We start from the raw sequence: 14,701 nt of genomic DNA, 5'->3' as shown, positions 1-14,701 counted from the left end.
GTTCGTCATAAGCGCTTGATACCCGAGACGGCCGGTGGCGACACCGGCCGTTTTTTTGCGCGCTGCTTTGTAACGTATTATTCCAGCGGCCGCCGGGCGCTTGCATGGGCGCGCCTGCGCGGTACAATAATCGCTTCCGATTCGCCTGGACTGCAATGACTTTTACCCTTCGTCCTCTGGCCGCGCTGGCGCTGGCCGGCTCGCTCGCAGCCTGCACCACCGCCACGCCGACGTCTTCCGCCATTTCTGGCAACACCGCTGGCGCCACCGCCAATGCTTCGCCCCACCTGGTCCAGGTGCAGCTGGTCACCCTCAACGATTTCCACGGCAATCTCGAACCGAGCAAGTACGTGTGGGACAGCGTCAGCGGCGGCGGGGCGCGTACCATCGCAGCGGGTGGCATCGATACCCTGGGCGCAGCGCTGCAGGCGTGGCGCCGCGAGGACCCGGAACTGCTGCTGGTCGGCGCCGGCGACCTGGTGGGCGCCAGTCCCGCCATCTCGTCGATGTGGGCCGACGAGCCCACCATCGGCGCGATGAACCTGCTGGGCCTGCGCGCCAGCTCGGTGGGCAACCACGAATTCGACGCCGGCCGCGTCGAGCTGCTGCGCCAGCAGAACGGCGGCTGCAAGTCGCCGCGTGCCGACAAGGCCTGCCAGTACGCGCCCGACTTCGGTGGCGCCAGGTTCGCCTACCTGGCCGCCAACGTGATCGACACCGCCACCCGCCAGCCGGTGCTGCCGGCCTATAAAATCGAGACCGCCCACGGCGTCAAGGTGGCCTTCATCGGCACGGTGCTGCGCAATACCGGCGAACAGGCGCTGGCTTCGGGCATTGCCGGTCTCGAATTCATCGACGAAGCGGACGCCATCAACCGCCAGCTGCCGGCACTGCGCAAGCAGGGCGTGGGCGTGTTCGTGGCGCTGGTACACCAGGGCGGCCACACCCCGGAAAAATTCGACCAGCCCGATTGCAGCCAGCTGACCGGCCCCGTGACCGACATCGTCAAGCGGCTCGACCCGGCCGTGCGGCTGGTGGTCAGCGGCCATTCGCACAAGGGTTATCTGTGCCAGGTCGATGGCCGCACCGTCACCCAGTCCGACATGGGCGGCCACGTGCTGGGCCGCATCGCCCTCACGGTCGATACCGCGACCAATGCCGTGACCGATATCCGCGCGCGCCAGGAGGTGATGGTGCCCGGCAAATGGCCGCGCGACGCGCAGCTGGCGGCCTACCTCGACACCGTGCGCGCGCGCAGCGCGGCAGTGCTGGCGCAGCCGGTGGCGCGGCTGGCCGTCCCCGGCGTGGTGCGCACCACCAACGACAGCGGCGAGTCCGCGCTGGGCGACCTGGTCGCCGATTCGGTGCTGCAGGCTGGGCGTCCGTATGGCGCGCAGATCGGCTTCATGAACAATGGCGGCATGCGCCAGGACCTCGACACCGACAACGGCCGCGCCAGCCTGGGCCAGACCCGCATGGTGCTACCGTTCGGGAATACGCTGGTGGTGATGAACCTTAAGGGCTGGCAAATTCTCGACCTGCTCGAACAGCAGTGGAGCGGCGGGCGCGAGGAAACGCGCGGCCTGCTGCAGGTGTCGGACGGCTTCACCTACCAGTGGGATGCGCGGCGCGGCGACGGCAGCAAGGTGGTGCCGGGCAGCGTCAAGCTGCATGGCAAACCGATCGAGCGGGAGACGTCGTACCGCGTGATCGCCAATAACTTCCTGGCCGAAGGCGGCGACGGCTTCCCAATGTTCGCCAATGGCCGCAATCGCGCCCAGACCGGCATCCGCGATATCGATGCCTTCAACGATTACCTGGTCAGGCGCGAGCAGGCCGGCAAACCGGCCGGCGCCGCGCGTCCACAACAGCGCTACCAGCGCGTCCCTTAGGAGCATTACCGATGCGTCGAATAGTATTGTCCGTCCTCGTGCCAGCGCTGCTGGCCACCGCTATTGTCAGCCCCTCGGCCCGCGCCGAGTTTTCCATCCCCGGCTTCGAACTGGTACAGACGGCACCGGCCGAAACGGTGCTGCGCAATCCCGACCTGCGCGATCCGGTCGCCGTATGGAGCGAACTGTTCGACAGCGCCAGCAAGGAAATCGTGATCGGCCAGTTCTACGCCGTCACCAAGCCTGGCAGCGCGTTTGAAAAAGTGTTCGAACGGCTGGCCGCCGCCGGCGCGCGCGGCGTCAAAATCCGCTTCCTGCTCGACCAGAAGGGCGTGGGCCTGTCCGAGGCCGCCACCATCGAGCGCCTGAAAGCGATCCCCAATCTGGAGTTGCGCCTGCTCGACTTCAGCAAGCTGACCGGCAACGGCATCATCCACGCCAAGTACCTCGTGGTCGACGGCAAGCAGGCCTTTATCGGCAGCCAGAATTTCGACTGGCGCTCGTTCGAGCATATCCACGAAACGGGCGTGCGCATCACCGATGCGGCCATCGTCGGCGAAGTGCTGGCCGTGTTCAACCAGGACTGGCGCGCCCAGGGCGTGCTGGCCAAGGGCGGCAAGGTGCCGGAACTGAACAAGAAGGTGGTCGCTGCCGACTACTGCCAGCAGGCCTATCTGCTGGCCAGCCCGAACAAGTACAACACGCGTGGCATCGGTGACTCGGAGACCGGTTTGCCCAAGCTGCTGGCCGACGCCAAGACCGAGGTGCGGGTGCAGCTGCTCGATTACGCCCCGCTCAGCTATGGTCCCAACGGCACCCGCCCATACTATGCGGTGATCGACAACGCCCTGCGCGCCGCCGCCAACCGCGGCGTCAAGGTCAGGCTGATGGTGTCGAACTGGAACCTGGAAATGCCGGCGCAGGCCTACCTGAAAAGCCTGGCCGTGCTGCCCAACGTCGAGGTGCGCGTGGTGACGCTGCCGATGGCGTCGAGCGGCTTCATTCCGTTTGCGCGCGTCATCCACAGCAAGACCATGGTGATCGACAACCAGATCGCCTGGGTCGGCACCAGCAACTGGGCCGGCGGCTACATGGACCTGTCGCGCAATTTCGAGGTGGTGATGCGCAACGAGAAAATGGCCGAACGCCTGGCCGCCACCCAGGAGCAGATCTGGACTTCGCCGTATGCGCAGCCGCTCAATATCACCAAGCAGTATCCGAAACCAGTCAAGGGCCAGGCAGAATGAGCTATCTTACGAAAAAACACCTGGCGCTGATGCTGGCGCTGTCGGGCGCCTTCGCCTCGTTCAACGCCCAGGCCTGGGGCAACGACGGTCACCGCGCGGTGGGGGCGATCGCCGACCAGCTGCTCAAGGGCAGCAACGCCGAACAGCACGTGCGGGCGCTGCTGCAGCCGGGCGAGAGCCTGGAAAAAGTGGCCACCTGGGCCGACTGCGTGAAGGGCACCTACTGCGGCCCGCAAACCGACGAGATGGTGGCCTACGTGGCCGCCAATCCCAAGCATGGCGAGTACCACTACACCGACGTGCCGTTCCAGCTGCCGCACTACCACGACCATGACGTGGGCACGGCCGACGACGACATCGTGCAGACGGCCAAACAATGCATCGCGGTCCTGCAGGGCAAGGCCGATGCGGCCAGCAATCCGCACCGCTTCACGCCGCGCCAGGCGCTGCTGATCCTGACCCACCTGGCCGGCGACATCGCCCAGCCGCTGCACGTGGGCGCCGGCTTTGTCGGCAAGGATGGCAAGTTCGTCGTGCCGACCCAGGCGCAGCTCGACGCCGGCGAAGCGTTCGACGCGCGCGGCGGCAACAACCTGCTGCTCGACGAAGCCAAACTCACGGCCAGCGGCAACAAGCTGATCCCGGCTGCCGCGCAGGAGGACGCCAGCCCTGCCGCTGCCACGGTTGCTGCACAGCGTGCGCCGCAAACCACGCGACCGTTCCATTCGTACTGGGACACCACGGTGGTCAATTATGCGTTCCGCCGCATCGGCGCCCGCACGCCCGCGCAGTTCGCCAGCCTGGTGATCGCCGACAAGCCGGCAGTGGCGCTGGCCACGGGCGACGTTGCCAGCTGGCCTTACCAGTGGGCCGACCAGTCGCTGGCCATGGCCAAGGTGGCGTATGCCGACGTGACAGTGGGCGCGGCCAGCCGGCAGACCGCCAAATCAACCGGTCAAGGCGCGGGCGAAACCTATACCGTGTGGGCGCTGGCGATGCCCGACTACTACCCGGTTCCCAGTTCGGCCATCGCCAGGCAGCAGCTGACCCAGGGCGGTTACCAGCTGGCGGCCGTGCTCAAGGCGATCTGGCCCTGAGGGCGCGGCGCGCGCCGGCGCCGGCGTTGCTGAGCGCTGCGCTGCCGCGCGGATCGCTGGCGTCGGCGATCATTTACCGGTGAGCGGATCGAACCACAATTCCTTGCGCGCCAGCGGCGTCTCCGGCCCCAGTTGCGGGTTGGTCAGGCGGATCAGGTGGCGCTGGCCCAGGCGGGCCTTGCGCAGCAGGTCACCCTTGTAGCGCTGGAACAGGGTGGCGAGCGAGCCGTCGCGGATCATGGTTTCCATGCCCGCTTCGATGCGGGCGGCCAGCAGCTTGCCCTGCTCGTCGCGGCGCACGAAAAAATAGCGTGCCAGCGGATACTGCACCAGCAGCGTTTGCTCGACCGCCATGCGTGGATATTCCTCCTGCCGTTCCTCGATCTCGCGCGATGCTTCGTCGATCGAGCGCAGGAAGAAATCGAAGCGGTGCGCGTCCAGCATCGAAAACAGGCCCGTGTAGCTGCTGCCTTCGACCACCGGGATGCCGGCCGCGCGCAGGACGGCGATATCGGTCCAGCCCTGGCCCATCCCGGCGCGCAGCTGCGCCAGGTCGGCCGCAGTGCGCACCTGCGCAAAGCGGGGCTGGTCGGCGGCGCGGATCAGCAGCAGCCGGTACCCCAGCAGGCCGCGATCGACGGGCAGGCGTACCGGCAGGAACTCGCGTTCCAGCTCGGGTGAGGTGGCGCGCACGAACACATTGACCTTGCCGGCGCGGGCGCGCATTTCGTGCAGCACGCGCGGCGGCGCCATGGCCACCGACGAGCGCTGTACCGCGAATTCTCCCGCTTTCGCGCCCGACTTCTCGAGCGCCAGGCGCAGCACCGCCCAGTCGTAGTCGTAGCGGCTGTCCACGCCTTCACTGGTGAGCGGATAGGTCAATATTGTCGGTGCTGCCACGGCGACGGCTGGCGCGCGCAGACCGGCCACCAGCAGACCGGCGGCCAGCATCTGCCGCCAGGGTATGCGCCTGCCTTCGGTGTCGTGATGCTGCATGGGTGGAACCTGCGAAAACCCGCAGTGTGCCACGCAGCGCCGCGCCTTGCCAACGCGCTTGTGTGCCGCGACGGGCGGCCTCGTCGTCTTTACAACGGAAGCCGCGTTGCGGGGCAGCCGATGTTGACTTCGGGCATTGCTACTGCGTATGCTAGGGACGACACTCCTGCTTTTGCAAGAGCGCGTGCATCTGAACAGGAGGTATCCATGGCGTTCCGTAGTTATGTCCGGTCGCTTGCGGCCGTCCGATCGGCGCTGGCGGCAGCAGTGGCGGCGCTGTGCGTGCCTGCGTGCGCCCAGCAAGCTGTGGCGGTAGAAGCGGCGCCCTGGAGCGCCAACGTCACCGCCACGTCGCAATACATCTCGCGCGGCTTTCGCCAGACCTGGGGCAAGCCGGCGTTGCAGGGCGGCGTCGATTACGCGGGGCCGGGCGGTTTCGCGTTCGGCACCTGGCTCTCCACCATCAGCGACCGCTACGTGGAAGACGGCACGGTCGAGTGGGACCTGTACGGCACCTACAGCGGCAAGACCGGCAGCGACGACGCGCTCGGCTACAGCGTCGGCGTGTACGTGTACAAGTATCCGGGCGCGCACATTGCCGCCACCGACACCACCTACGATTACACCGAAGTGGCGCTGGGCCTGAGCTACCGCTGGGCGTACGTCAAATACAATTACACGGTCAGCCGCGAATTTTTCGGCATCGAGCATGCGCGCGGCACCGGCTACCTGGACCTCGGCGCCAACCTGGAACTGGGCGATGGTTACACCGTGCAGCTGCACGCGGGGCAGGGCCGGGTGGCCAACAACAGCTACTGGAACTGGCGCGACTACCGCGCGGGCGTGACCAAGCTGCTGGCGCCCGGCTGGACGCTGTCGGCCGCCTACACCCGCGCCCACGGCGCCACCGATGCCTACGACCGCTACACCACCGGCGTACCGAATCGCGCCGGCGTCATCGAAACTTCCGATCCGGCCACCGGCACTTTCGTGGTCGCACTGCAGCGCACCTTCTGACTTTTTTACGGACATCCATGAACCTCTCCCTGAACGGCAAGATCTGCGCCGCCGCCACCGCGCTGGTGGTGGTCAGCCTGGCCATTACCGCCACCGTCACCGGTATCCGCAGCAGCGCCAGCGCGGAGGCGGCTGCCATGGACCTGGCGCGCACCTCGGCGCGCGAAGTGTCGGGCGTGCTGCAGGCCCGCATTGCCACCAACCTGTCGGCCATCGTCAACCTGGCCGGCGCCATGCGCGGCACCCGCACGGCCAACCTGCCGCTGGCGCGCGAGCAGATCAACGAACTGGTGAAAGCGACGCTCACCGGTTCCGATGACCTGATCGGTGCAGCCGTCACCTGGGAACCGAATGCGCTCGACGGTAAGGACGCCGAGTTTGCCGGCAAGCTGCCGTATTACGACGCCAGCGGGCGCTTCATGCCGTACTGGACGCGCGGCGCGGGCGGCGCCCTCAAGGTGGAACCGATCGTGTTCGATGCCGCGCCCGGCGCCAACGACTGGTACGACATCCCCAAGCGCAGCGGCAAGGTGTTTTTCACCGAGCCCTATAACTATCCGGTCGACGGCAAGCCCACGCTGATGGCGTCGCTGGTGGCGCCGATCATGATCGACGGCCGGTTCCAGGGCGTGGCCAGCGCCGACTTCATGCTCACGCGGCTCGCTACCATCCTGGCCGAACTGAAAACCATCGAGGGCGCCAAACTGAGCCTGGTTTCCAACGGCGGCCTGTACGCCAGCAACCCGGTCCCCGAAAAGCTGGGCAAGAAGGCCGACGACATTCCGGCGGCAGGCCTCGAGCGCGTGCGCCAGGGCCAGTCCTACGAGTACGAGGAGAACGGCTCGATCCACCTGCTGCAGCCGCTGTTCATCCATCCGCAATCGGCGCCGTGGGCGGTCCAGCTGACCTTCCCGAAAAGCGTGGCGACGGCGCCAGCGCGCGAACTGCTGCTCTACACGCTGATCGTCTCGCTGGTGTGCGCGGTCGCCACGGCGCTGATCCTGATCGGCGTGGTGTTCCGCCTGACCGCGCCGCTGCGCGCGCTCGGTGCCAGGATGACGGCGCTGTCGAGCGGTGATGCCGATCTCAGCGTCAAGCTGGACGTGCGCGGCAACGACGAGCTGGCGATGATCGGCAGCGGCTTCAACCAGTTCGTCGGCAATATCCACGACGTGCTGGTGCAGGTCAGCGCCAGCGCCGAAAACGTCGCGCGCGGCAGCGCCGAAATCTCGCACGGCAATACCGACCTGTCGGCGCGTACCGAGCAGCAGGCCAGCGCACTCGAGGAAACCGCCGCCTCGATCGAGGAGCTGACGTCCACCGTGCGCGAAAACGCCGAGAATGCGCGCCAGGCCAATCACCTGGCCGATTCCGCCTCGACCGTGGCACAAAAGAGCGGCGCGGTGGTGGCGCAGGTGGTGTCCACCATGGCGTCCATCAATGCGTCGTCGAACAAGATCGTCGAGATCACCAGCGTCATCGACGGCATCGCGTTCCAGACCAATATCCTGGCGCTCAACGCCGCCGTGGAAGCGGCACGCGCGGGCGAGCAGGGACGCGGCTTTGCAGTCGTCGCGTCCGAGGTACGCAACCTGGCCCAGCGCAGCGCGGCGGCAGCCAAGGAAATCAAGGTGCTGATCGACGACTCGGTGGGCAAGGTGGCCGCCGGTACGCGGCTCGTGGACGAGGCGGGCAGCACCATGGACGACGTCGTGTCCAGCGTGCGCCGCGTGACCGAGATCATGAGCGAGATCACGGTGGCCACGGCCGAACAGAGCGAAGGCATCGCCCAGGTCAACCAGGCCGTGGTGCAGATGGATGGCGTCACGCAGCAGAACGCCGCGCTGGTGGAGCAGGCCGCTGCCGCTGCAGAAAGCCTGCAGGAGCAGGCCGCCAACCTGGCGCAGGCGGTGAGCGTGTTCAAGCTCGATCGCGGCGCAGCCCGGCCTGCACCGGCTGCCGCGCCGGCGCTCAGGCTGCGCTAGCGTCGCTGGCATCGCTGCTGGCACTGCGGCCAGGCGATGGCGCCGCGATGACAGCGCCGGTGGCGCTTGCCGCGTGCCTGCAAGCGGAGGTAGCCGGCGCAGCCCGCGCTGCAGCGGCCATTGCGCCGGCGCTCAGGCGCCGCTAGCGTCGCTGGCACTGCGGCCAGGCGATGGCGCAGCGATGACAGCGCTGGTGGTGCTTGCCGCGTGCCTGCAAGCGGAGGTAGCCGGCGCAGCCCACGCCGCACCGGCTACGGCGCCGGCGCTCAGGCGCCGCTAGCGTCGCTACTACCGGCTACCGACTATCGGCAGCCGGCAGCCGGAACGAAAGGCGGCTGCGTGACAGTACCCGTGCCGGTGTGCACTCCGGTAGCTCTGGCAGTTCCGGTTCTGCACCTGTACCGATGGCGGCGCCACTGCCCCTGGCATGCCAGGAGCAGTGCCTGTGCGCCCCGGGCCGGTCGCGGCAGCATCGGCCGGAAGCGTTGGACCCCGCCTGTTCAAGGTCTGCTGTTTCAGGCTGCGAGGCGCAAACCGGCGTGCTCGGCCCGCCGCGTGCCGACGGCCGGCGTGGCCGCGCGTGCTGCGTGGGCTGCCGCGGGCGACGCCAGCACGAATTTGCCCACCATGTCCGCCAGTTCATGCGCCTGCTCCTGCATCGCGGCGGCGGCGGCGGCCGATTGTTCGACCAGCGCGGCATTTTGCTGGGTCACGCCGTCCATCTCGATGATGGCCTGGTTCACCTGCTCGATCCCCATGCTCTGTTCGCGGCTGGCGGCGGCGATCTCGCCGATCACGTCGCGCACGCGGCGCACGCTGTCCACCACGTCGCTCATGGTGGCGCCGGCCTGGTCGACCAGTACGGCGCCGGCACCGACCTTGGTCACGGAATCGTCGATCAGGGTCTTGATCTCCTTTGCCGCAGCCGCGCTGCGGTGGGCCAGGTTGCGCACTTCGGAAGCCACCACGGCAAAGCCGCGACCCTGTTCGCCGGCGCGCGCCGCCTCCACGGCGGCATTGAGCGCCAGGATATTGGTCTGGAACGCGATGCCGTCGATCACGCTGATGATGTCGACGATCTTCTTTGACGAGTCGTTTATCGTTTCCATGGTCTGCACCACATTGGCGATCACTGTGCCGCCCTTGCCGGCCAGGTCGGCGGCGCTGGCGGCCAGGCTGTTGGCCTGGCGGGCATTGTCGTCGTTCTGCTTGACGGTGGACGTCAGTTCTTCCATCGAGGACGCGGTCTCTTCGAGCGAGCCGGCCTGCTGCTCGGTGCGCGAGGACAGGTCGAGATTGCCGCCGGCGATTTCCTGCGCGGCAGTCTGCATGGTCTCGGTCCCGGCGCGTACCTGGCCGACGATCTGCTGCAGGCTGGTATTCATGGCCTGGAGCGCGGCGAGCAGCAGCGCGGTTTCGTCGCGGCCCTGGACCACGATGTCGCTGGTCAGGTCGCCAGCCGCCACCGTGCGGGCGATGGCCACAGCGCGCTGGATCGGCGCGGTAATGCTGCGCGTGATCAGCAGGGCCACCACCAGGCCGGCGGCGATCGCCAGCGCGCTGATGCCGATGGTCAGATTGTGCGCCAAGGTGTAGGTTGCGTCAGCCTTGACGGTGGCTTCCTCGTTCTGGCGATTTTCGCTGGCGACCAGTGCTAACAGGCTATCCTGCCATTTGCGCTGCACCGTGCGCAGTTCGTGCACCAGGATGCGGGTGGCTTCGGCGTTGTTGTTTGCCAGGCCCAGGGCCTGGACTTTTTCCATCAGCGGCGCCGCTGCCGCGGCCTGGGCGTCGATGTTTTCCAGGATCGCGGTCTCTTCGGGAAGGATGCCGTACACGGCAAAGGTCTGGTGCAGCTTTTGTGCGGCGCTGGCGTAATCGGCCCCCTGCTGGCGGATGCGGTCGGCCTGGGCCTGCATTTCTGCCGGGTCCTGCAGCAGCACGATATTGCGCAGGGCGATCATGCGGTCGTCCACGGCCAGCCGCATGGCGGACGCCATGCTCGCTTCGACGTTATTGCCCTTGGTGATCTCAACCATCGATTGCTGGATGGCGGCCATGCGGGTCACGCCCAGCACCGAGACGGCCAGCAGCATGGCAAGGATGATGCTGAAGGCGGCGATCAGGCGGGGGCCGATGTTGATATGACTGAGTTTCATGGTGCTGCTCCTGTAAAGATGAACAGCGGCGGGACTTGGGGCCGGCGTATTGCGTAAGGGAGGTGCACGTCGGGGCGGGGACATGCAAGAGTATGGCAGCGATCGTACGTTAATTTCCTCGCGGAAACCCTATCCTTTCCAAAATGATAGAAAGACGTGGTTTGCGGTAGACTTTCCGGATCCCGGCACGACGCCGGCTCAATCTTGCTCCGAATGAAAAACCTTATTTTCCCGCTGTGTGCGGCGCTGGCGTGGACGCTGGCGCCCGCCTCGTCAGCAGCTCCGGCCGCTGCGGCCGCCGCCAGGATCGGCAATCCCAAGGCCGGCGAAATCGCCTTCCGCACCTGCGCCTCGTGCCACCAGGTCGGCAAGTATGCGCAACCGGGTTACGGCCCGCAGCTGAACGCCATCGTCGGGCGCAAGGCCGGCACCTCGGCCGGTTTCCGATATTCGGAAGCGATGAAGCGCTCGGGCCTGGTCTGGACCGACGCCAACCTGGCCGCCTTCCTGCACGCCCCGCACGACGTGGTCCCGGGCACCAGCATGCGCTTCCGGGGCATCGGCGACGACCAGGAGGTGGCCGATTTGCTGGCGTATTTGCGCAGCGTGCGGTGAGCGCCGCCGCGCGTGGCGTCAGCGCGACTTGACGAACGGCGTTCCCAGCGCCTTCGGCGCCACCGACTTGGCCATCAGGCCTGCCAGCACGATCACCGTCACCACGTAAGGTACCATCTGGATCAGCGAGCCGGGCAGGCGACCGACCACCGGCAAGTCCACGCCTTCGATCTGGATCTGTACTGCCGCGAAGAAGCCGAACATCAGGCAGCCGAGGAAGGTGTACAGCGGGCGCCAGTTACCGAACACCATCGCGGTCAGGGCCAGGTAGCCGGCGCCGGCCGACATGTCGCGCAGGAAGAAGCCGCTCTGCACCAGCGACAGGTAGGCGCCCGAGAACGAGCACAGCACGCCGGCCACGATCATCGTCGTGTAGCGCTGGCGCGCGACGTTGATACCGGCCGCATCGGCCGCGTGCGGGTTCTCGCCGCAGGCGCGCAGGCGCAGGCCGAAGCGGGTGTGGTACAGCAGCCAGTGCACCAGCGGCACCAGCGCAAACGCCAGGTACACCAGCACCGAGTGGCCGCCGATCAGGTGCGCATACACCCAGCCGATGAATGGCACGTCCGCGATCGCGGCAGTCCCCGGCAGCACCACGTCGAACAGGCGCGCGGAGCCGATGTCGGGCGTGCGGCCGCCCTGCTGGAAGATGTACTGGGCCACCACGAAGGTCAGGCCGCTCATGGCGATGTTGATCGCGATGCCGGCAACGAGCTGGTTGCCGCGCTGCGTGATCGCCACGTAGGCCTGCAGGGTGGCCAGCAGCACCGACACCAGCATGCCGGCCGCAATGCCGTTCCACGGGTTGTGGGTCAGGTAGGCGACTGCGGCCGACACGAAGGCGCTGGCCAGGATCTTGCCTTCCAGGCCGATGTCGATCACGCCCGAGCGTTCGGCGAACAGGCCGGCCATGCCGGCGAAAATCAGCACCGGCGCATTGCGCACGGTCGATACCAGGATGCTGCCCAGATGGAGGTCGTCAAAAGTCATATCGTTAATCCAGTATGTAATCCGCGCATCACTTCTTCAGCTTCAGCAACCTGGCGATGGCCGGCGCGTACAGGTTTTCCATGGCGCCGCAGAACAGGATGATCAGGCCCTGGATCAGGATCACGGTTTCGGGCGGGATGTTCTGCTTTTCCAGCGACAAGTCGAAGCCGCCCTGCGTGAGTGCGCCGAACAGCAGCGCCGACAGGAAGATGCCGACCGGGTGCTGGCGGCCCATCAGCGCAATCGCGATGCCGATGAAGCCGGCGCCGCCGACGAAGTTGAGCGACAGGTAGTGGGTCGAGCCCATGACCGAGTTGACCGCGCCCAGGCCGGCCAGCGCGCCCGAGATCAGCATCACGACGATCACCATCTTGCTGATGCGGATGCCGGCGTAGTGGGCCGCGTGCTTGTTCAGGCCCGTGGCGCGCACCTTGAAGCCCCAGGCCGAACGGGTGGTCATCACGCCGTACACGGCCAGCGCAATGATGGCCAGGAAGAAGCTGATGTTGAGCGGCGTCTCGCCCAGGACCGGGAACCACTGGTTCAGGCGCGGCAGCTCGGCGGCGGCAGCGAATACGCGGCTGGCCGGATTCTGTTCGCCGTCCGGGATCATGTACTTGACGATCACGAAGTTCATGAGCGAGGCGGCGATGAAGTTGAACATGATGGTGGTGACCACCACGTGGCTGCCGCGCTTGGCTTGCAGGTAGCCGGGCAGGAAAGCCCACAGGGCGCCGAACAGCGCCGCGCCCAGCACGCCGAGCGGAATCAGCGCCCACGCCGGCAGCGCGCCGTCGAAGGCCAGCATAGCCAGCGTCAGCCCCAGGCCGCCCAGGTACATTTGCCCCTCGGCGCCGATGTTGAACAGGCCGGCCTGCATGGCGATCGACACCGCCAGGCCGGTAAATACGAAGGTCGATGCATAGAACAGCGTGTAGCTGAGGCCTTCGGGGTTGACCACGGCGCTGTTGACCAGGATGGCCAGCGACTCGGTCGGGCTTTCGCCCAGCAGGTGGATCACCAGCGCGGTCACCAGCAGGGCCGACAGCAGGTTCAAAAGGGGCATGACAAAAGCGGTCGCCCAGCGTGGCAGGTCTTGGTTGTTCATGATTTGTGCATCCCGCCCATCAGCAAGCCGATGCGGGTGGTATCGAATTCTTCAATTTTCAGTTCGCCGGTAATGCGGCCGCCGCACATGACGAGGATGCGGTCGGCCAGCGCCCGCACTTCCTCGAGTTCGACCGACACCAGCAGGATCGCCACGCCGGCGTCGCGCAGCGCCAGCAGCTGGCGGTGGATGCTCTCGATGGTGCCGATATCGACGCCGCGCGTGGGCTGGCCGACTAGCATCAGGGCAGGCTGCGCCAGCACTTCGCGCGCGATCACCACCTTCTGCTGGTTGCCGCCCGAGAGCAGGCCGATGCGCAGGTCGTGATTATCGGGGCGCACGTCGAAGTCCTTCATCAGCGCCGCGCAGCGCGCCGCGATGGCCTTGAAGTCGAACAGGCCCCAGCGGCCCTTGAGCTGGTCCTGGTAACCGAGGATGGTGTTGTGCATGACCGAGAAATTCTTCACCACGCCGTCGCGCAGGCGGTCTTCCGGGATGTGGGCGATGCCCAGTTCGCGCATCGTGCGCGGCAGGCCGTCGGCGTCGGAGCGGCCGGCAAACGGCAGCGCCTTGCCCTGGAACTCGACCTGGCCCGAGGAGGGCAGGCGCATGCCCGACAGGATCTCCATCAGTTCGCTCTGGCCATTGCCGGAGACGCCGGCGATGGCGACGATCTCGCCGGCGCGCAGCGTGAAGCCGATATCGGCCAGCAGTTTCACGCCCTGGTCGTCCTGCAGCTGCAGGTCGTGCACGTGCAGCACCGGCGCACCGGGGTTGTAGGCGCCGCGCGGCAGGTTGTTGATGATCTGGCGGCCCACCATCATGTTGGCCAGGTCTTCCTTGGTGGTGGAGGCGGTCGGCACGGCGCCGATCACACGCCCGCCCCGCATCACGGTGACGGTGTCGGTGATGTCGAGGATCTCCTGCAGCTTGTGGGTGATCAGGATGATGGTCTTGCCCTGTTCCTTGAACAGGCGCAGGATCTCGAACAGCGACGCCGTTTCCTGCGCCGTCAGCACGGCGGTCGGCTCGTCGAGGATCAGGATGTTGGCGCTGCGGTAGATCTGCTTGAGGATCTCCACGCGCTGCTGGGCGCCCACCGACAGGTCGTGGATCACGGCCAGCGGATCGACATCGAGCCGGTAGCGGGTGCAGATCTCGCGCAGCTGCGCCTCCACGGCGGCGCGCTTGGGCTTGAGCTGGAAACCGCCTTCGCTGCCCAGCATGACGTTATCGAGCACGGTCATGTTCTCGACCAGCATGAAGTGCTGGTGCACCATGCCGATGCCCATGGCGATCGCCTCCTGGCTGGTGCGGATCTGGCGCGCCTGGCCATCGAGCAGGATCTCCCCGCCGTCGGCGCGGTAGTATCCGTACAGGATGCTCATCAGGGTCGATTTGCCGGCGCCGTTCTCGCCCACCAGGCCATGGATCGAGCCCTTGGCAATGGCGAAGCTGACGTCCGTGTTCGCCTTGACAGCCCCAAAATGCTTGGAGATGCCGCGAAATTCTACTGCTGGCTGCATAGTCGTAGTTGGTGCGGAATAGGGGGGATGCCCCCGATGTGAAAAAAGCCGAACGCGCCGTCGGGGCAG

General features: G+C 66.7%; 11 protein-coding genes. 6 read left to right on the top strand and 5 right to left on the bottom strand.

Features of this window, described 5'->3' with window-relative positions; translation table 11 throughout:
• Positions 1-155: 155 nt before the first annotated feature.
• Genes ASF61_RS00645 through ASF61_RS00635 form a run of 3 tightly spaced genes read left to right on the top strand, consistent with a single transcriptional unit; the run spans position 156 to position 4,236 of the window.
• Positions 156-1,892, top strand: a complete 1,737-nt coding sequence (locus ASF61_RS00645) for a bifunctional UDP-sugar hydrolase/5'-nucleotidase (RefSeq protein WP_200919777.1) — start codon at positions 156-158, stop codon at positions 1,890-1,892.
• Positions 1,893-1,903: 11 nt separating this feature from the next.
• A complete protein-coding gene (locus ASF61_RS00640) occupies positions 1,904-3,139 on the top strand; it encodes a phospholipase D-like domain-containing protein (protein ID WP_056150088.1) in 1,236 nt (411 codons plus the stop codon).
• Positions 3,136-4,236 (top strand): S1/P1 nuclease, encoded by a 1,101-nt coding sequence (locus tag ASF61_RS00635; protein WP_056150086.1) that lies wholly within the window; start codon positions 3,136-3,138, stop codon positions 4,234-4,236. The genes ASF61_RS00640 and ASF61_RS00635 overlap by 4 nt, the downstream gene beginning before the upstream one ends.
• 69 nt (positions 4,237-4,305) lie before the next feature.
• On the opposite strand, the gene ASF61_RS00630 is transcribed toward ASF61_RS00635, so the two are convergent.
• The gene (locus ASF61_RS00630) at positions 4,306-5,232 is read right to left on the bottom strand and encodes an ABC transporter substrate-binding protein (RefSeq protein ID WP_056150083.1); all 927 of its coding nucleotides are present in this window, start codon (positions 5,230-5,232) and stop codon (positions 4,306-4,308) included.
• 207 nt (positions 5,233-5,439) lie between these two features.
• On the opposite strand from ASF61_RS00630, the gene ASF61_RS00625 reads away from it, so the two are divergent.
• A complete protein-coding gene (locus tag ASF61_RS00625; protein WP_056150080.1) occupies positions 5,440-6,249 on the top strand; it encodes a TorF family putative porin in 810 nt (269 codons plus the stop codon).
• A gap of 17 nt (positions 6,250-6,266) precedes the next feature.
• Positions 6,267-8,234, top strand: a complete 1,968-nt coding sequence (locus tag ASF61_RS00620) for a methyl-accepting chemotaxis protein (RefSeq protein WP_056150077.1) — start codon at positions 6,267-6,269, stop codon at positions 8,232-8,234.
• Positions 8,235-8,749: 515 nt separating this feature from the next.
• Here the strand turns inward: ASF61_RS00620 and ASF61_RS00615 are convergent.
• Positions 8,750-10,393 carry a methyl-accepting chemotaxis protein gene (locus ASF61_RS00615; protein ID WP_056150074.1) on the bottom strand — a complete coding sequence of 548 codons (1,644 nt, stop codon included), beginning with the start codon at positions 10,391-10,393 and terminating at the stop codon, positions 8,750-8,752.
• A 213-nt stretch (positions 10,394-10,606) separates the two neighbouring features.
• On the opposite strand from ASF61_RS00615, the gene ASF61_RS00610 reads away from it, so the two are divergent.
• Complete coding sequence (locus ASF61_RS00610) at positions 10,607-11,008, top strand: cytochrome c family protein (protein ID WP_082491135.1); 402 nt, start codon at positions 10,607-10,609, stop codon at positions 11,006-11,008.
• Between the two features lie 18 nt (positions 11,009-11,026).
• On the opposite strand, the gene ASF61_RS00605 is transcribed toward ASF61_RS00610, so the two are convergent.
• From ASF61_RS00605 to ASF61_RS00595, 3 genes are read right to left on the bottom strand one after another with little or no spacing between them, the layout of a single operon-like run.
• Positions 11,027-11,998, bottom strand: a complete 972-nt coding sequence (locus ASF61_RS00605) for an ABC transporter permease (RefSeq protein WP_056150071.1) — start codon at positions 11,996-11,998, stop codon at positions 11,027-11,029.
• A gap of 28 nt (positions 11,999-12,026) precedes the next feature.
• Positions 12,027-13,106 carry an ABC transporter permease gene (locus ASF61_RS00600; protein ID WP_056150069.1) on the bottom strand — a complete coding sequence of 360 codons (1,080 nt, stop codon included), beginning with the start codon at positions 13,104-13,106 and terminating at the stop codon, positions 12,027-12,029.
• Positions 13,103-14,632 carry an ABC transporter ATP-binding protein gene (locus ASF61_RS00595; protein WP_056150066.1) on the bottom strand — a complete coding sequence of 510 codons (1,530 nt, stop codon included), beginning with the start codon at positions 14,630-14,632 and terminating at the stop codon, positions 13,103-13,105. The genes ASF61_RS00600 and ASF61_RS00595 overlap by 4 nt, the downstream gene beginning before the upstream one ends.
• Positions 14,633-14,701: the final 69 nt, after the last annotated feature.

It is taken from the genome of Duganella sp. Leaf126, from assembly GCF_001423125.1.
In the GTDB taxonomy this organism is placed as follows: Bacteria; Pseudomonadota; Gammaproteobacteria; order Burkholderiales; family Burkholderiaceae_D; genus Rugamonas.
The sequence above is the reverse complement of the archived record's forward strand: the minus strand, read 5'-3'. Positions and strand labels throughout refer to the sequence as shown.